The sequence below is a fragment of the Streptomyces similanensis genome (assembly GCF_039543625.1).
Lineage (GTDB): Bacteria > Actinomycetota > Actinomycetes > Streptomycetales > Streptomycetaceae > Streptomyces > Streptomyces similanensis.
This window is the reverse complement of the sequence record NZ_BAABKC010000056.1, coordinates 59523-75856: the sequence shown is the minus strand read 5'-3', so window position 1 is coordinate 75856 and position 16334 is coordinate 59523. Positions and strand designations below refer to the sequence as shown.

General features: G+C 70.5%; 16 protein-coding genes. 10 read left to right on the top strand and 6 right to left on the bottom strand.

The window, feature by feature from the left end; translation table 11 throughout:
* Window positions 1-6: 6 nt before the first annotated feature.
* Both ABEB07_RS19930 and ABEB07_RS19925 read right to left on the bottom strand, forming a co-directional pair.
* Complete coding sequence (locus ABEB07_RS19930) at window positions 7-834, bottom strand: cyclase family protein (RefSeq protein ID WP_345669568.1); 828 nt, start codon at window positions 832-834, stop codon at window positions 7-9.
* Window positions 831-1736, bottom strand: a complete 906-nt coding sequence (locus ABEB07_RS19925) for an HpcH/HpaI aldolase/citrate lyase family protein (protein WP_343235701.1) — start codon at window positions 1734-1736, stop codon at window positions 831-833. The genes ABEB07_RS19930 and ABEB07_RS19925 overlap by 4 nt, the downstream gene beginning before the upstream one ends.
* Before the next feature lie 225 nt (window positions 1737-1961).
* On the opposite strand from ABEB07_RS19925, the gene ABEB07_RS19920 reads away from it, so the two are divergent.
* The 5 genes from ABEB07_RS19920 to ABEB07_RS19900 all read left to right on the top strand — a co-directional run bounded on the left by ABEB07_RS19920 (window position 1962) and on the right by ABEB07_RS19900 (window position 6264).
* Window positions 1962-2735: a class I SAM-dependent methyltransferase gene (locus tag ABEB07_RS19920; RefSeq protein ID WP_239146315.1), complete on the top strand. Its 774-nt coding sequence runs from the start codon at window positions 1962-1964 to the stop codon at window positions 2733-2735.
* Between the two features lie 162 nt (window positions 2736-2897).
* On the top strand, window positions 2898-4103 hold the full coding sequence (locus ABEB07_RS19915) for a cytochrome P450 (protein WP_164583898.1): 1206 nt from the start codon (window positions 2898-2900) through the stop codon (window positions 4101-4103).
* A 23-nt stretch (window positions 4104-4126) separates the two neighbouring features.
* Window positions 4127-4321, top strand: coding sequence for a ferredoxin (locus ABEB07_RS19910; RefSeq protein ID WP_164583897.1), 195 nt, complete (start codon window positions 4127-4129; stop codon window positions 4319-4321).
* Window positions 4322-4325: 4 nt separating this feature from the next.
* Entirely contained in the window at window positions 4326-5198 is an 873-nt protein-coding gene (locus tag ABEB07_RS19905) for a phosphotransferase family protein (RefSeq protein WP_345669566.1), read from the top strand.
* Window positions 5199-5214: 16 nt separating this feature from the next.
* Window positions 5215-6264 carry an aldo/keto reductase gene (locus tag ABEB07_RS19900; RefSeq protein ID WP_345669565.1) on the top strand — a complete coding sequence of 350 codons (1050 nt, stop codon included), beginning with the start codon at window positions 5215-5217 and terminating at the stop codon, window positions 6262-6264.
* 14 nt (window positions 6265-6278) lie between these two features.
* On the opposite strand, the gene ABEB07_RS19895 is transcribed toward ABEB07_RS19900, so the two are convergent.
* Window positions 6279-7124 carry a methyltransferase domain-containing protein gene (locus ABEB07_RS19895; protein ID WP_176146710.1) on the bottom strand — a complete coding sequence of 282 codons (846 nt, stop codon included), beginning with the start codon at window positions 7122-7124 and terminating at the stop codon, window positions 6279-6281.
* Window positions 7125-7309: 185 nt separating this feature from the next.
* On the opposite strand from ABEB07_RS19895, the gene ABEB07_RS19890 reads away from it, so the two are divergent.
* From ABEB07_RS19890 to ABEB07_RS19880, 3 genes are read left to right on the top strand one after another with little or no spacing between them, the layout of a single operon-like run.
* On the top strand, window positions 7310-8575 hold the full coding sequence (locus ABEB07_RS19890) for a cytochrome P450 (RefSeq protein WP_345669564.1): 1266 nt from the start codon (window positions 7310-7312) through the stop codon (window positions 8573-8575).
* A 29-nt stretch (window positions 8576-8604) separates the two neighbouring features.
* Window positions 8605-9870, top strand: a complete 1266-nt coding sequence (locus tag ABEB07_RS19885; protein WP_176146708.1) for an LLM class flavin-dependent oxidoreductase — start codon at window positions 8605-8607, stop codon at window positions 9868-9870.
* A complete protein-coding gene (locus tag ABEB07_RS19880) occupies window positions 9867-10814 on the top strand; it encodes an LLM class flavin-dependent oxidoreductase (protein ID WP_345669563.1) in 948 nt (315 codons plus the stop codon). Before ABEB07_RS19885 ends, ABEB07_RS19880 begins: the two co-directional genes overlap by 4 nt.
* 47 nt (window positions 10815-10861) lie before the next feature.
* Here the strand turns inward: ABEB07_RS19880 and ABEB07_RS19875 are convergent, their stop codons facing one another.
* From ABEB07_RS19875 to ABEB07_RS19865, 3 genes are read right to left on the bottom strand one after another with little or no spacing between them, the layout of a single operon-like run.
* A complete protein-coding gene (locus ABEB07_RS19875) occupies window positions 10862-11650 on the bottom strand; it encodes a tyrosine-protein phosphatase (protein WP_345669562.1) in 789 nt (262 codons plus the stop codon).
* Window positions 11647-13158: a carboxylesterase family protein gene (locus ABEB07_RS19870; RefSeq protein ID WP_345669561.1), complete on the bottom strand. Its 1512-nt coding sequence runs from the start codon at window positions 13156-13158 to the stop codon at window positions 11647-11649. Before ABEB07_RS19870 ends, ABEB07_RS19875 begins: the two co-directional genes overlap by 4 nt.
* Complete coding sequence (locus tag ABEB07_RS19865) at window positions 13094-13855, bottom strand: class I SAM-dependent methyltransferase (RefSeq protein WP_345669560.1); 762 nt, start codon at window positions 13853-13855, stop codon at window positions 13094-13096. Before ABEB07_RS19865 ends, ABEB07_RS19870 begins: the two co-directional genes overlap by 65 nt.
* 203 nt (window positions 13856-14058) lie before the next feature.
* On the opposite strand from ABEB07_RS19865, the gene ABEB07_RS19860 reads away from it, so the two are divergent.
* Window positions 14059-15231: a CaiB/BaiF CoA transferase family protein gene (locus ABEB07_RS19860; protein WP_345669559.1), complete on the top strand. Its 1173-nt coding sequence runs from the start codon at window positions 14059-14061 to the stop codon at window positions 15229-15231.
* Complete coding sequence (locus ABEB07_RS19855; RefSeq protein ID WP_345669558.1) at window positions 15228-16334, top strand: phenazine antibiotic biosynthesis protein; 1107 nt, start codon at window positions 15228-15230, stop codon at window positions 16332-16334. The genes ABEB07_RS19860 and ABEB07_RS19855 overlap by 4 nt, the downstream gene beginning before the upstream one ends.

Genomic DNA, 16334 nt, shown 5'->3' with positions numbered 1-16334 from the left:
GCGTGCTCACCTGCTTAGGAGTGCGAGAGGGCGAACGGGAGATCCGGTGCCGCCGACGATGCGCAGCGGCGCCAGCACGAAGCCGAACTCGGTCGCGGCCGCCTCGGTGAGCCCGTCGAACCGCATGTTCTCCACGATGTGGACGCCGGCGTCGACGAGCATGATCCGGTGCACCGGCATGATGGAGTGCCCACGTCCGGCGGGGATCTGCTCGAAGGCCATGGTGTCGGTGCCCGCGGCGCGGATGCCCCGCTCCACCAGCCATCGAGCGGCGTCCGGAGCGATCCCGGGGACGCCGGTCTCGAAGCCGAGATAGGCGGGAGGGTCGTTCCACCAGCGGCTCCAGCCGGTGTTGATCAGGCAGACCTCGCCCGCGCCCGGTTCGACGCCGGCGCGCCGCGCCGCGGCGGCCAGTTCGGCGGCGGTGATGCCGTGGCCCGCGGGCAGACAGTCCGCGCCGTGCAGCGCGGCGACGTCGAGGAGCGTCGCCCGGCACACCATCGGTGCGACGGTGTCGATGCCGTGCACGGAGAACGCGCCGCCGCGCTGGGCCTCAGCGCTGTCCCGGCCACCGTGCAGCAGGCCGTCCTGGGAGACATGGGAGAGGGCGTCGATATGGGTGCCGACGTGACCGCCGGTGGTGAAGATCTCGCTGGCCGACGAACCGCCGTCGGCGCGCACCGTGTCGCCGTGCCGCCGGGCCAGCGCCATGCGGAAGCCGGGATGGTTGGGCGAGCACGGCATCCCGTTCACCAGCGGCTGCGCCAGGTCCACGACCTCCACTCCGCCCGACAGCACGGCGAGCAGCCGGTCGAGGCCGGCGGAACCGGTCATGACGGGTCCGGGAGGAGGTCCAGCGCGCGGGCCAGCTCCAGCACCCGGCGCGCGTTGGCCACGATCGGCGGCGCGACGAGCCGCTGACGGTCCGACACCACCACCGCGGTGTCCTGTTCACCGGCGCGATCGGCCGCCTCGCAGATCCCGAGCGCCTCGGCGATCTCGTCGGCCGTCGGGCGGTACACGTCGTGGATGACCGGCAGTTGGCCGGGGTGGATGGCCATGCGCCCGAGGAAGCCGAGCCGTTTGCCGTGCCGGCAGCTGTCCCGCAGTCCCTCGGGGTCGCGTACTTCGGCGTAGACGCTCTGGCACGGACTGGGCAGTCCCGCCGCGCGCGAGGCCATGACGACCCGGATGCGGGCGGCGTCCATCGTGCGTCCGTCCAGTTCGCAGCCCAGGTTCACCCGCAGGTCGGACTCGCCCAGTCCCAGCATCGTGACCGCGGGCGAAGCGGTGGCGAGCGGGTAGGCGAGCTCCAGCGCGGCGGCCGATTCGATGAGGAGGTGGACGCCGGCGGGATGGCCCATCTCGGTGAGCAGCCCCGTGACGTGCGCCAGGTCGTCCAGGCCGCGCACCTTGGGCACCCGCAGTCCGCTCAGCGCCGGGCCGGCCACCGCGCGCACGTCGTCCGTGCACAAGCCGCTCGCGAGCGAATTGACCCGGACGAACGTGGGTTTGGCGACGGGTCCGGAGACGACGTCGGACACGAGATCCCGCGCGTATTTCTTCTTCGACTCGGGTACGCCGTCCTCCAGGTCGAGCACCACCGCGTCGGCATCGGAGGAATAGGCGCTGCCTATTCTCTTCTGGTGGTGGCCCGGAACGTAGAGATAGCTCAGGAACAGCGAGCGCGCACTCGTCGGCTGCCCTGCGAAATGATGTGGCTCGGAAAGTTGCACTACACCCCCAAAGCGGGCAATGTGGCGGCACTACAATTCGGCAGGGAATAGCCGCTAAATGTCGGAATATTTTTACGCGGGATGTGCCGGGGAGGTAAGTGAACCTTGGTGCAGGGGAAATATTGTGTACCAAAGTCCACTTTACTCGCGGCGCCGTGTGCGGTAGGACTCAGGACTTGCGGCCGGGTGGTCGGCGAGCAGGCCCAAAATGGGCACATTGAGCGAATGGGAATCTTCATGGGCAATACGGGCGATGAGCAGCAGCGGGGGACGTCGTTCGGGTCGAATGCGGCCGGGTACGCCGAGCACCGGCCGGACTACCCCAGGGAGGCCATCGAGTGGGCGCTCGAACCGGTCGCGGGCCGGTCGGGGCTGACCGTCGTCGACCTGGGCGCCGGGACCGGTCAGCTGACCAAGGGGCTGCGCGCCGCGGGCATCACGGTGATCGCGGTGGAGCCCGACGCGCGCATGCGGGACGAGCTCGTCCGCAACCACGACGGGGTCGAGGCGCACCTGGGATCGGCGGAGCACATCCCGCTGCCCGACGCGTCGGTCGACGCCGTCCTGGCCGGCAACGCCTTCCACTGGTTCGACCAGGAGCGGGCCTTCCCGGAGATCGCGCGGGTGCTGCGCCCGGGCGGCGTGGTCGCGGCGCTGTGGAACGACGACGACACGCGCGTCGACTGGATCGCCGGGCTGGTGCGGATCTTCGGCTGGGACAGCACGACGTCGCCCACCGACCGGCTGCGGCAGCACCCGCTGTTCACCGAACTGGCGCACACCGACTTCCGGCACGGCCAGCGCTGCACGACCGACTCGATGGTCGCGCGCATGGCGACGCTCTCTCCCGTCCTGGCGCTGCCGCAGGAGCGGCGCGATGACCTGCTGGACCGGATTCGCCGGCACCTGAACGAGCACCCGGACACCGAGAAGGGTGAATTCGATCTGCCGATCCGCACCACGGTGACCCGGGCGGAGTTGCGCGGATCGGGCGATTAGAGACCGGTAGGAATTGTCGGCGTCGGTCCGTGCGGGAAACGACCGTCCGGGCGGACCGGACGCCGGCGGTCGTCAAACGGCCGGTGAACCGCGGTGCGAGTAGAAGTGTGATGTACCAAAGTTCACTTTACGGATATCCGCGGGCTGGGTGAAACTGAGGGCATGTCAACCCAGCTCGAGGATCCATTTTATCCGATGGACCGGACGCCACAGTGTCCGCTCGATCTGCCGGTGGAACTCCGTGAACTCGCCGAAAGGTCACCGGTGTCCCGGGTGCGCATCTGGGACGGCAGCACGGCCTGGCTGATCACCGGATACGCCGAGGCCCGGGCGGTGCTGACCGACCCACGGGCCAGCTCCGACCAGAGGCTGCCGGGATACACGTTCGCGGCGCCGCAGGCCAAGGCGTTCCACACCCGCAACCGTTCCATGCCCACCGTCGACGATCCTGAGCACGCCTATCTGCGGCGCATGGTGACGGCGGACTTCTCCCACCGCAAGGCGGAGGCCCTGCGCCCGGTCTTCCAGCGGACCGTGGATGAACTGGTCGACGCCATGCTGGCGGCCGGGAACACCGCGGACCTGTTCGCCGACCTCGCCGTTCCGATGTCGTCCAAGGCGATCTGCGAAGTCCTCGGCGTGCACCACAGCGAAGGCGAGCGGTTCGCCGCGCTCGGCCGGATCATGGCGGTGCCCGGCTCGCCCGACGAGGTGCATTCCCGGGTCGTCGAGGACATGCGCGCGTTGCTGGGCTCGCTCGTGCGGCAGGCCCGCACCGAGCCCGGCGACGGCGTGATCGGGCATCTGGTGCGCGCCGGCGAACTGCCGGACGAGGAGATCATCGCCACCGCGCTGCTGGTGATGGCCGCCGGACACGGCGCCACCGCGCACATGACCACGCTCGGGACGATGGCCCTGCTGACCCATCCCGACCAGCTCGCCCTCGTCAGGGACTCGCGGGACCCGGCGTTCATCGCGAACGCCGTCGAGGAGCTGCTGCGCTACCTCAGCGTCGCGCACCTGGGCAGGCGCCGGGTGGCCAAGGAGGATCTCGAGGTCGCCGGCGTCCTCATCCGCAAGGGCGAGGGCATCATCGTCGCCACCGACACCGCGAACCACGATCCGCGGGCGTTCGACGGGGACCCCGACGCACTCGATCTGCACCGCGACGCCCGCCACCATCTCGCTTTCGGGTTCGGTGTGCATCAGTGTCTCGGACAGCAGCTCTCGCGGGTTCTGCTGCAAGTGGTGTACGGAACGCTCTACCGGCGCATTCCGACCCTCGAACTCGCGATCCCGGTGGATCAGATCTCCTACAAACTCGATCTGGCCATCTACGGGGTGAATGAACTTCCGGTCAAGTGGTGACCGTCGACCCAGGGAGAGGTCCCGTGCGCATCCATCTGGACAGGGATAAATGTATCGGTTCCGGCCAGTGCGTCCTGGCCGCGCCCGAATGGTTCGACCAGGACGAGGACGGAATCGCCGTCGTCCTGGTCGAGTCGGTGCCCGAGAAGGAGTGGGACGAAGTGAATCGGGCGGCCTACACGTGTCCGGCCCTCGCCATTTCGCTGGGCTCGGAATAGCGGGATGACGGCGAACCCGGTAGCCGGCGATCTCGCCGGCCTGTCTCCCAGCGCGGTCTCATTGAGGGGCAGTTGGGACGACCTGCCCGCGACGGTCGTCGCCGCGATCGAGTCGCACGTCGGTCCCGTCGAGCGGGTCGAGCCGGCGCGGGACGGATACAGCAGCCACGTGGCGGCGACCGTGTCGAGCGGCCGCTGCCGCGTGTTCGTCAAGGGATTGCGCACCGACCACCCGGCGGCGGTCGCCCAGGGCTGTGAAGTGTCCGTCAACCCGTTCGTCGTCCCGCTCGGCCCGCGACTGCTGTGGCGGGTGGAGGCCGACGGCTGGGACGTGCTGGGCTTCGAGCACCTGGAGGGCCGCCGCGCCGAGTACCGCGCCGGATCCGGCGACCTGCCCCTGGTGGCCGGGGCCATGACGGAACTCGGCTCGGTCGCCGGCCGCAAGGCGCCGGTGCCCCGGGCCGAGCAGCGCTGGGCGCCGTACCTCACCGGTCCCGCGCAAGAGCGGATGGTGCGCGGCGACAGCCTCCTGCACACCGACTGGCACCACACGAACATGCTCGTCACGCCGGGCGGCCAGGTCCGCCTGGTCGACTGGGCCACCGCCACCCGGGGCGCCGCGTGGATAGACCCGGCCTGCTGGGTCGTCTGGCTCGTGTACGCCGGGAACACGCCGCACACGGCGGAACGCTGCGCCTCCCTGGTCCCCGCCTGGGGGGCCGCGGAGCCCGCCGTGCTCGACGCCTTCGCGGAGGTACTGGCCAGGTACTGGCGGTACGTGGCGGAGCACCATCCGAACCGCATGACCGGCGAGCTGCGCGACGCGAGCGAGCGGTGGGCGGCCTACCGCCGGTCGCCGGGGCCGGTGCGTCCGTGAGGGAGACGAAGAACCCGTGAAGTACGTTCCCCTCGGCGCCAGCGGGCTCGCGACATCGGTCTACGCACTCGGCACCGCGACCTTCGGGGGCAGTACCGAGGAAGCCGAGACGATCCGCGTACTGGATACCTTCGCCGACGCGGGCGGCCTGCTGATCGACACGGCCGACGCCTACTGCGACGGCAGGTCCGAGGAACTCATCGGCCGGTGGCTGCGCACGCAGACGGCGCAGGTCCGCGATCGGATGCTGCTGTCGACGAAGGGCGGCGGCTTCACGACGACGGCGGGCCGCAACCAGTGGGGCAACACCCGGCACAATCTGACCCGCGCGCTCGAGGCGTCCCTGCGCAACCTCGGCGTCGACTGCGTGACGCTGTACCAGGCGCACACCTGGGACCCCGTGACGCCGCAGGAGGAGACGCTGCGCTTCCTCGACGACGCGGTACGCGCCGGGAAGATCCGCTACGTCGGCATCTCCAACTACACCGGCTGGCAGCTGCAGAAGGCCGTCGGCCTGGCCGGCTCCCTGGGCCTGACCGGACCGGTCACCTTCCAGGCGCAGTACAGCCTGCTGTGCCGGGAGATCGAATGGGAGATCGTGCCGGCGGGCCTCGCGAACGGCCTGGGCCTGCTCGCGTGGTCGCCGCTGTCCGGGGGCCTGCTCAGCGGCAAATACGCGCCGCACTCCGCCCCCGACGGCCCGGCGAGGTTCGCCGATCAGCGCGAGCGCGGCAAGATGCACGACGCCTACGTCAACGCCCTGTACCGGTCGCACGCCGCGCGCGACCGCACCTGGCAGGTCCTGAAGATCCTCGGTGAGATCGCCGCCGCGCGGGACGTCACCCCGGCCGCGGTCGCGCTGGCGTGGGTGGCGGCGCGACCCGGTGTCAGCGGCGTCGTCCTGGGCGCGCGCGACGCGCGGCAGCTCTCGGACAACCTCCGGGCGCGGTGGGTCACCCTGGAGGACGACGAGATCGCTCGCCTCACCGAGGCGAGCGATCCGCGGCCGGCCGGCTATCCCTACGGCCCGTTCGGCGCGATGCAGCGGAGCCGGACGATCGACTGAAGGAGCCGGCCGGGTCAGCCCAGCGTCGCGGAGACGAGGACGTACCCGAACTCCGGAGTGCTGGAGAAGTCGCGCGTCGCCGTGATCATGGCGTCGACCTCGGCCGAGTTCCCGTTCTCCACCATCTGATCGCGCACGGCCTCCCAGGCGTCGGCGAGGAGGGTACCGGTGCGGGCCACGTTGTCGCTGATGTCCAGGACGTCGACATCGGTGAAGCCGTGCGAGGACAGCTGCGCCAGGTACTCGTCCACGGGGCTGATCGAGTGGACGCCGAACGTCTCGCAGATGCGCTGGACGGCCCGCATCCCGGCCTCGCTGATCGGCGTCCGCAGCACGAAGTCGGCGATCGCCAGCCGGCTGTCCGGACGCAGCACCCGCGCCGTCTCGGCCAGCGCCCGGTCGCGGTCCGGGATGTGGAACATCGATTCGAGCGCCCACGCGCCGTCGAAGGAGTCGTCCGGGAAGGGCATCCGCATCGCGTCCGCGTACTCGAACGTCGCCCGGTCCGCGAGACCGGCCTCGGCGGCGCCGGCCCGTGCCTGCTCCACTTGCCGCTCACTGATCGTGATCCCGACCACGTCCACCGGGTGGGCCCGCAGCAGCCGGGCCGCCGGCTTGCCGATGCCGCAGCCGATGTCGAGCACGCGCTGTCCGGGCCGCGGGGCCAAACGCTCGATCATCAGATCGGTGAGCCGGTCCGTGGCCACCTCGGGAGGGGCGTCGTCGTCGGCGTCGTGCCAGTAGCCGTTGTGCAGGTTGCCGCCCCAGCGGTCCCGTATACGTCCTGCCACGCGAACTTTCCCGCTGCCGTTGTAGAAATGCGCGACGTCGCTGTTCACGCCGGATGGTCCGACCGTCATGGCGTCACTTCCTTGCGAGATTCGGATACCTCAGAGGTTCCCACGGAATTTAATGGCCGCACCGGATCATTCAGAAGTGGACCTTCGTACACGCGCGCTCACCTGTACGAAGGTATGCTTCACTCGCGCGCACGGATCCGTTAGAACGTTTTTAGCTTCCGGCATGCCGTGTGGAAGGACGGGCGATGTCCGAACGGACCGAGACAGATTTCGATCATCACTCGGCGGAGTATGCCGCCGACCCCTGGGCCGCGAACATCGCGATGAACACCCATGCCCCGGTTTCCTACAGTCGACAGCACGGCGGTTTCTGGCTGATCTCCGGGTTCGAGCAGGTGTCCCAGGTGGCGCACCAGCCCGAACTGTTCTCGTCCGCACACGAGATCCCCAACGTCCCGGGCCGGCCGCAGGGAACCGTCGTTCCGGCGTCGTCCTTCCGCGGCCTGCCGCTCGAAATCGACCCGCCCGAATACACGGAATGGCGCAAGGCGCTCAACACCTTCTTCTCCCCGCCGGCCGCCCGGCGCCTGCGGCCGCGTATCCAGCAGTACGCCACCTGGTGCGTGGACAAATTCATCGAAAGCGGCGAAATAGACCTGGTGCTGGACCTGTCGAACCCGGTTCCGGCCCTGGTCACCCTCGAACTCGTGGGACTGCCGATGGACGACTGGCGGGTCTACGCCGACGTCCTGCACGCGCTGGTCTACACCCACCCCGGAACCCCGGAGTTCGATCGCGTGGAGGCCGACTTCGCGCGGCTCATCGAAACGGTGCGCTCGCTGGTCCCCCAGCGCCGCGCCCACCCGCGCGACGACTTCATCAGCTTCCTGACCCAGGTCGAGATCGGCGGGGCGAAGCTCTCGGACGAGGACGTCGTCGGAGTCTGCAACGCCGTCATCCCCGGCGGCGTCGACACGACGACCGCGCTGCTCGCCTCCACCCTCGACTACCTCGACCGCCACCGGGACGCCAGGAAGCTGCTCATCGACTCGCCCGAGCGGATCCCCGAGGTGTGCGACGAGTTCCTGCGCTACTTCACCCCGGTCATGGGCGCCGGACGCACCGCGATGGCCGACACCGCCGTGGACGGCTGCCCGATGCGCAAAGGCGATCGCGTGCTGCTGTCGTGGGCGGCGGCCAACCTGGACGCCAAGGTGTTCCCCCATCCGGAGGTCGTCGACCTGGACCGGGACGCCGGCCGGCAGGCGGCCTTCGGCATCGGCATCCACCGGTGCATCGGACGCCACATCGCCCGCATGGACTTCGAGGTCGTGATCGGGGAGGTGCTGGCGCGCCTGCCGGACTACCGGATCGTCGAGGGCGAGGCCGAGAAGTACCCCACCGTGGGGCAGATCCACGGCTACCTGCGCATGCCGGTGCGCTTCACCCCCGGCGAGCGCATCGGCTCGGAGTCCGCGCGCAACCCACTGCCCGCGGCACTGTCCGAGTGACCGGCCGGCGAACACCTGCGGGAGGCGACATGGCACGGCAGCCCAGAGTGCTGCGGCTGGGAGCGATCATCGACGGTCCGGGCGGGCACATCGCCGCCTGGCGGCATCCGTTGACCCGGCCCGATGCCCAGCTCGACTTCGACTTCCACCGCCGCAACGCCCGGACGCTCGAACGCGCGGTGTTCGACTGCCTCTTCGTCCCCGACGTCGTGGCGCTGTGGGGCACCGACGTGGAGCACCTGAGCAGGACCGCCCGCAACGAGCATTTCGAACCGCTCTCGCTGCTGTCCGCGTTCGCGGCGGTCACCGATCACATAGGGCTCGCCGCGACGGCGACCACGACCTACAACGAGCCCTACGACATCGCCCGTAAATTCGCCTCCCTCGATCACCTCAGCGACGGGCGCGCGGGATGGAACGTGGTGACCTCGGCCGCGCCGTGGGAGTCGCGCAACTTCGGCTTCGACGAACACATGGAACACGACCTGCGCTACGTCAGGGCGGACGAGTTCATCTCGGTGACGAACCGGCTCTGGAGCAACGGCCGTGAACCGGTGGACCACACGGGACGGTTCTTCAGCGTGCGCGGCCCGCTCGACGTGCCGTCTCCGCCGCAGGGCCGGCCGGTGATCTTCCAGGCGGGAGCGTCCCCGGTCGGGCGGGACTTCGCCGCCCGGCACGGCGAGGTGCTGTTCACCCGGCACACCCGGCTGGCCGACGCGCAGGAGTTCTACGCCGACCTCAAGCAGCGCGCGGCCGCGTACGGCCGCCCACCGGAGTCGATCCAGATCTGGGTCGGACTCCAGCCGATCGTCGCCGACACCGAGGCGGCCGCGCGGGACCGGTTGCGGGAACTCCAGGAGCTGATGCCCGACATCGTCGCGCTCCGGGCGCTGCAGGACCAGCTCGGCGACGTCGACCTGGCCGGCTATCCGCTGGACGGACCGGTGCCCGACCTGCCGGTGTCCAACCACTCGCACAGCACCGCGCAGCGATGGATCGAGCTGGCCAGACGGGAGAACCTCACGCTCCGTCAGCTCTCGTTGCGGACGGCGGGAGACATCGTCGCCGGCACGCCCGAGCAACTCGCGGACCACATGGAGTCCATGTTCACCCAGGAGGCGGCCGACGGGTTCATCGTCGACTTCCCCTACCTGCCGGGATCGCTGGACGACTTCGTCGACCACGTCGTACCCGAACTGCGCCGTCGCGGCCTGGTGCGACCGGCCTACACGGACGGCACCCTGCGGGACAACCTCGGCCTGACCACCGCGTCACGGGTAGGTGTGCAATGACGGTCACGCTGCTCACTTCGCTTCCCGCCGGGCCGGGCCCGGGCGGCGGCCTCCCGCTGGCCCGTGCCCGGGCACGCGCCGCGCACGAGGGAGGGATCGACGCCCTGATCCTGCCGGACCGGCCCTCGACGGGCCCCGACGGCCCGGACGGCTTCGAAGCCGGCACCCTCGCCGCCGCGCTGACGGTGGCGACCGAGGGAATCGGTCTGGTGCCCACGATCTCCACCGAGTACGCGGCGCCGTACCACGTCGCCCGAGTGCTCGCCACGATCGATCAGTTCGGCGGCGGCCGTGCGGGATGGGCGATCGCCCCGACCGCCACCGCGGCGGACGCGGCCAACCACCACGCCGAGGCTCCCGCCCCGCTCCACGCCCAGCGCGCCCGCGCGGACGAGTTCGCCCGGGTGACGGCCGGCCTGTGGGACAGCTTCCAGGACGACGCCTTCCTCCGGGACCGCGACTCGAGTGTCTACTTCGTGCCCGAGCGGCTGCGCGGCCTCGACCACCGCGGCGAGTACTTCGCCGTGGCCGGCCCGCTGAACATCGCCCGCCCGCCCCAGGGCCACCCGGTGCTGGTCCGTCGCGTCTCGGACCCCGAGGACGCGGCCTCCGCCGCGCTCTTGGGCGACCTGGCCGTCGTCCCGCTGGAAGTCTCCGACGCGGCGGCGGACCTGGCGCGCGCGCTGGACGACGCGTGCGCGGCGGCCGGGCGGCGCCGGCAGGACATGCGGTTGCTCCTGGAGCGGAGGGCCGACACCTCCGCGGACGACCTGCTGCGCGAGGCCGAGGCCGGACCTGCGGACGGGTTCGTGCTGGTCTTGGCCGACGGAGCGGGGTTCGAGACCGCGCTGGAGACGGCCCGTACGGTGCGGCAGAAGTTCCCCCAGGGGACCGGCGCCACGTTGCGCGCCCGCCTGGGGCTGCCGCGCCCGGCGGGCCGCTGACCGGACGACGGGCCGCGCCCCCGCCTCGGCGTGGGCGCGGCCCGTCGTCAGCCGATCAGACGCACGGCCAGCGCCCGCTGGTCGTCCACCGTCCAGCCGTGGCCGGCGAGCCACGGGCGGACCCCGCCGAACCGCTCGTCCAGCGCGGCGAGCAGGGCGTGCATGTAGGCGGGACGCGGCACGAAACTCGCGAACGGCCGGGAGATGATGTCGGCCGCGTACAGAGGATTGTCGCGCAGTCGCTCCACGATCGCGGACATGTGCTCGCCGGAGCGCGTGTAGTCCGCCACGACGGCCTCCCGGCCCACCCCGACCGCGTCCAGGGCCAGTGCGCACACCACCCCGGTCCGGTCCTTGCCCATCGCGCAGTGCACCAACGTCGCCCCCGCGCCATGAGCGATGACGCGCAGCGCCGCCACCACGGAGTCCGGCCGTTCCGCGCAGTAGCGGAGGTAGTGTCCGGTCGAGCCGGCGGGCCGGGAACGCCCGTCGGCCCCCGCCCGGTTCCACGGCATCGCCCGCTCGGTGTCCACCCGGTCCGTGTCCGGGGGAGACTCGGCGAGCAGCGACAGGTGGTGGATCGTGACACCGGGCACCCCGGCCAGCGGCCCGGGACCCTCGCGCCGTACCTCGGCGGTGCTGCGCAGATCGATGACCTGGCGGACGTCCAGCGTCCGCGTGAGGTGTTCGACGTCTTCCGGGGTGAGCTCCTGGAGGCTGCCCGAGCGGATCAGCCGGCCGAAGCGGGTGACGCCGTTCCCCGTGGTGGCCAGGCCGCCCAGGTCGCGGACGTTCAGCGCGCCCGCCAGCGCGATCCGGTGGGTCGGGGAGTTCATCGCGGAACCTCCATGCTCGACGTCAGGGGCAGCGGCCCCAGGTCCGCGCCGTCCGTGGCACGCGGTCCGATCCAGCGGGCCACGGGCTCCTCGGGCGTGTACGCCGGCCAGCCCGGGTCGCCGTCGCGCGCCAGGCGCACCAGCCCGCTCTGCTCCCGCTCCGCGACCGCGCGGTCGGTGTCGGTGCCCTCCGGTCCGGCCGGGTCGCAGAAGAGCGAGGCGGTGTCGGCGGCGTGCACGGCGCGGTCGGCGATCCTCGGGTACCCGGCCAGGTGCGAGACGGTCGGATGGTAGTCGAACACCTGGGCCCAGCAGGCCGCGGTGCCGACGGCGTCCCGGCGCTGCGCGTCGAGCGCGGCGAGCAGGCGTTCGGCCGGGCGGACGTAGAGCTCGTCCGACAACCGGCGGACCTTCTGCGCGTGGGTGGCATCGTCGGAGCCGCCGATCAGCCGGGAGTACTTCGCGTCGACCGCCTCCCCGTCCTCCACGATCTCGAGGATCCCCGCCTCTTCCGAGGTGACCGAGACCAGCACGGGAATCGACTCCGCGCGGTCGGCTATCGCCGGCAGCGGTGGCCGTGGGATCAGCTCGCCGTCCACCACCGCCTGGTAGCGCACCTGACCGGCGCGCATCGTCTGCGCGTGCGTGTACCGCAGCGCCACGTTCGACAGTTCCACCAGGCCGCCCGCGTCGTCCGCGAGCGTGCCGGCGGCGCTCACGAAACGCCGCGCGAGTCCGGCCGCCCCGTCCCGCGACTGGGAGAGTTCGGCGTTGCCGCTGTAGATGGCGGCCCGGTGGAACAGACCGGTGGCCGAGGGCACTCCCAGCAGGGTCGCCACATCGGTTCCGCCGGTGGACAGCCCGAAGATCGTCACATTGCCGGGGTCTCCCCCGAAGGCGGAGATGTTGTCGCGGACCCAGCGCAGCATCAGCAGCTGATCGCGCACCGCGAGATTGGCGCTGTCGGAGAACGCCGGGTCGAGGTCGGCCAGTGACAGCCAGCCCCACGGCCCCAGCCGGTAGTTGGCGGTCACGATGACCAGATCGTGACGGGCCGCGTAGGCCCACGGGTCGACAGTCCGCATCGTTCCGCCGACCATGTGCCGTCCGGGGTGGAACCACACCAGCACCGGCTGCGGGTCGGGGCGCTCCGGGCGTGCCGACCAGATGTTGAGGTTGAGGCAGTCCTCGTGCTGCACGGCGTCCGCATGAAGGGGGCTCCAGTGCTGTCGCGAGGCCGAGGACATCGGCACCTGCCAGCTGACGGGTCCCCACCGGACGGCGTCCACCGGGCCCCCGGCGACGGCCGGGACCGCGGGGCGGAACCTGCCCGGAACGCGTCCGTACGGAATTCCCCGCCAATTCGGGACGCCGCGATCGAGGAATCCGCGGACCGGTCCGGACGTGGTCTCGATCGGCAACACTTCTTCTCCTGTTCCGCGCTCACACTCGGCGAGCCAGCTGCAAGAATGTCCCCGAGGTCGTGCGGACGGTGCCGCCGCGGTCATCGATCAAGCCGCGGATTTTCGCGAAGAGAACGGACCGGCTCCGCGGATCCATCCGGTGGTGATCACTGAACGTGCTGATCAAGCCGATCCATTCGTCGCCGTTCAGTGTGAGACTCCAGCGGTATTCGCGCTGAGCCACCGAGACGAAATCGTCCCCGGCCGAAAGCGGATCGCGGACGCCGGCCGTGCTCTTCTGCCGGGCGCCGCCCACCTCGACGCCGGGAGCATGTTCCGCGTATATCCTGCCGAGGTCCTCGAGTATCGGACCGTCCAATACGTGGAAGCTCCAGAAGCGTGCTATGTGTCCGCCGGGAACCAGGACCCGAGCCGCTTTCCCGGCGCCTTCGGCCGGATTGACCCAGTGCCAGGCGTCCGCGCTGACGAGCAGGTCGAACCGCCGCCCGCGCGGGTCCCAGGTCTCGAAGGTGGTGGTCTCGACCCTGATGCCCCGGCGCCGCGCGACCTGCGCCATACGGTGGTCCGGCTCTATCCCGAACACGGAAAGTCCCCGTGCCGACAGCGCCGCGGCCGCCTTCCCGGTACCGCATCCGACGTCCAGGACCTCCGACGCGCGCAGACGCGCCAAGTCGTCCATCAGGTCCGCCGGATACGTCGGCCGAAAACGATCGTAGTCTTCGGCCGCGGCGCCGAACGATTCGGCCCGGGCACGGTCGAGATGACGTGTGCTGAAGGACATGGTGTTTTGTTCCCCTGCCACTCGGACCGGCCGAAGTGCGAAGTCGGCGTGCCTCGGTTCTCCATGTAACCGGCATGGCCGGGGGAGGTGAAGTGAACCTTCGTGCAGAAGGCCCGGTGTACCAAGGTCCACTTCACGCGGACGCCGTCCGAGCGGTAGAAGTGCCAGTGTCCAGTATTCTGCCGCTGCCGGAGGAAGATCCGATGCCGGAGGAAGACGTGGTGCCGGACAGTACGCCGGCGCCTCTCGCCGATGTGAAAGTCATCGACATCGGCACTCTGCTGGCGGCTCCCTTCGCCGCGGCGATGCTGGGGGATTTCGGTGCCGAAGTGATCAAAATCGAGCACCCCACCGGAGACCCGCTCCGCGGATACGGCTACCAGTGCGACGACGTTCCCCTGCTGTGGAAATCGGTGAACCGCAACAAGAAGAGCGTCGTCCTGGACCTGAAGGATCCGCAGAATCACCGCCGGTTCATGGATCTGGTGACCGGCGCGGACGTCCTGATCGAGAACTTCAGGCCCGGCACGCTGGAGCGGTGGGGGTTCTCACCCGAAGTGCTCCACAAGGCCAACCCGGACCTGGTCGTGACCCGGGTGACCGGCTTCGGCCAGGACGGCCCCTACGCGAACAGGCCCGGATTCGGCACCCTCGCGGAGGCGATGAGCGGTCTCGCGGCCATGTCCGGGGAACGCGACGGACCGCCGCTGCTCCCGGCGTTCCCGCTGGCGGACGTGATGGCCGGCGTACAGGCCGCCTGCGCGACCCTCATCGCCCTGCACGCCCGGCGACGGATCGGCCGGGGGCAGGTCGCCGACGTCTCGATCACCGAGGCGATGATCGCGGCCATGGGCGCCCAGGTGACCGCCTACGACAAACTCGGCGTCATTCCCCGGCGGGTGGGGAGCGGATCGGACAACAACGCGCCCCGCAACGTCTACCGGTGCGCCGACGGGCGGTGGGTGGCGGTGTCGGCGCCCGCCCGCTCGGTGGCCGAGCGGGTGGTCCGGCTGGTGGGCCGGCCCGAACTGGCCGGGGAGCCGTGGTTCGCCTCCGGCCGTGGCCGGGTGTCCCACCGCGCTGTGCTCGACGACGCGCTCGGCGAGTACATCGGCCGCTTCCGCCGGGACGAGGTGATCGCCGCGTTCGAGGACGCGGGAGCCGCGGTCGCGCCGATCTACGCAGTGGACGACGTCCTGCGCGACCCGCACTTCCTGGCGCGGCAGGCCACGGTGGCCGTACCGGACGACGAACTCGACAGCGTTCGCATGCCCAACGTGGCCTTCCGGCTCTCCGAGACACCGGGACGGATCCGATGGCCGGGCCCGCGGCTGGGCGAGCACACCGACGACGTCCTGAACGGAGACCACCGATGAGCGAGACCGCCGACAGCCGGCACTGGCAGATGCTGGACCCGTCGCTCGACCCGTCCGACCCCGACGCCTACCTGCGCACCGCGATCCGCTGGCACTTCGGGCCGGAGACCGGATCCCCGTTCTGGCTGCGCCGCGTCGGCCGACTGGACTTCGATCCGCTCACGGACGTGCGGACGTACGACGATCTGCGGCTCTTCCCGAACGTGGTGGACGAGCTGCGCACCGTCCCGGTCGAGGATCTGATCCCGCGCGGATACGGTCCGCGTCCCCCTGCCCCGAGGGTCTTCGAGAGCGGCGGGACCACCGGCGCGCCCAAGAGGGCCATCCTCATGCCGGACTGGATCGCCGACGCGGTGGACCGGATGCTGAGAGGCCCCCAGTTCGCCGGCCGGGAACCGTCCAACATGCTGGTGCTCACGCCGACCGGTCCGCACAAGATCGGCTGCATGTACGACTACATCGCCGAACGTCAGAACACGGTCAAGTTCTGCATCGACATGGACCCGCGGTGGGTCAAGAAGATCATCGCGGACAAGCAGGCGGAGCAGGCCGAGGCATACCTCGAGCACATTCTCGACCAGGCGGAGCACATTCTGGCCACCCAGCGCATCGGGCTCCTGGTGACCACGCCGCCGGTGCTGCGCGCCTGCGCGCGCCGGCCCCGGCTGGTCGAACTCATCAACGCCAAGGTGGAACTGATCTTCTGGGGCGGCGCCCACATGACCGTCGACGAGCGGTTCGTCCTGCGCCACGAGCACTTCCCGAACGTACGGATGATCAGCCGGTACGGCAGCCTGATGATCCTGGAGAGCGCCACCGAGCGTCCGGGGCTCAGCCCGGACGAGGACATCGTGTACGACCCGCGCAGCCCCGTGGTGACCTTCCGGGTCGTCGACCCCGAGACGGGCCGGCCGGTGGAGTACGGCGAACGCGGTCAGATCGTGATGAATCACGTCAGCAAGGGGATGTTCCTCCCCAACAACGCGGAACGGGACACGGTGATCCGGATACCCGGACGGGCGGGGCAGATCGGTGACTCGGTGTCCTCGCCGGCCCCGCTCGACAGCTTCAACGGCGAGAAGGTCATCGAGGGTGTCTACTGA

Excerpts from the sequence above, each read along its gene's own strand:
- ABEB07_RS19930 (WP_345669568.1), bottom strand. The coding sequence starts at position 834 with ATGACCGGTTCCGCCGGCCTCGACCGGCTGCTCGCCGTGCTGTCGGGC.
- ABEB07_RS19920 (WP_239146315.1), top strand. The coding sequence starts at position 1,962 with ATGGGAATCTTCATGGGCAATACGGGCGATGAGCAGCAGCGGGGGACG.
- ABEB07_RS19915 (WP_164583898.1), top strand. The coding sequence starts at position 2,898 with ATGTCAACCCAGCTCGAGGATCCATTTTATCCGATGGACCGGACGCCA.
- ABEB07_RS19905 (WP_345669566.1), top strand. The coding sequence starts at position 4,326 with ATGACGGCGAACCCGGTAGCCGGCGATCTCGCCGGCCTGTCTCCCAGC.
- ABEB07_RS19895 (WP_176146710.1), bottom strand. The coding sequence starts at position 7,124 with ATGACGGTCGGACCATCCGGCGTGAACAGCGACGTCGCGCATTTCTAC.
- ABEB07_RS19890 (WP_345669564.1), top strand. The coding sequence starts at position 7,310 with ATGTCCGAACGGACCGAGACAGATTTCGATCATCACTCGGCGGAGTAT.
- ABEB07_RS19885 (WP_176146708.1), top strand. The coding sequence starts at position 8,605 with ATGGCACGGCAGCCCAGAGTGCTGCGGCTGGGAGCGATCATCGACGGT.
- ABEB07_RS19880 (WP_345669563.1), top strand. The coding sequence starts at position 9,867 with ATGACGGTCACGCTGCTCACTTCGCTTCCCGCCGGGCCGGGCCCGGGC.
- ABEB07_RS19875 (WP_345669562.1), bottom strand. The coding sequence starts at position 11,650 with ATGAACTCCCCGACCCACCGGATCGCGCTGGCGGGCGCGCTGAACGTC.
- ABEB07_RS19870 (WP_345669561.1), bottom strand. The coding sequence starts at position 13,158 with ATGACCGCGGCGGCACCGTCCGCACGACCTCGGGGACATTCTTGCAGC.
- ABEB07_RS19865 (WP_345669560.1), bottom strand. The coding sequence starts at position 13,855 with ATGTCCTTCAGCACACGTCATCTCGACCGTGCCCGGGCCGAATCGTTC.
- ABEB07_RS19860 (WP_345669559.1), top strand. The coding sequence starts at position 14,059 with ATGCCGGAGGAAGACGTGGTGCCGGACAGTACGCCGGCGCCTCTCGCC.
- ABEB07_RS19855 (WP_345669558.1), top strand. The coding sequence starts at position 15,228 with ATGAGCGAGACCGCCGACAGCCGGCACTGGCAGATGCTGGACCCGTCG.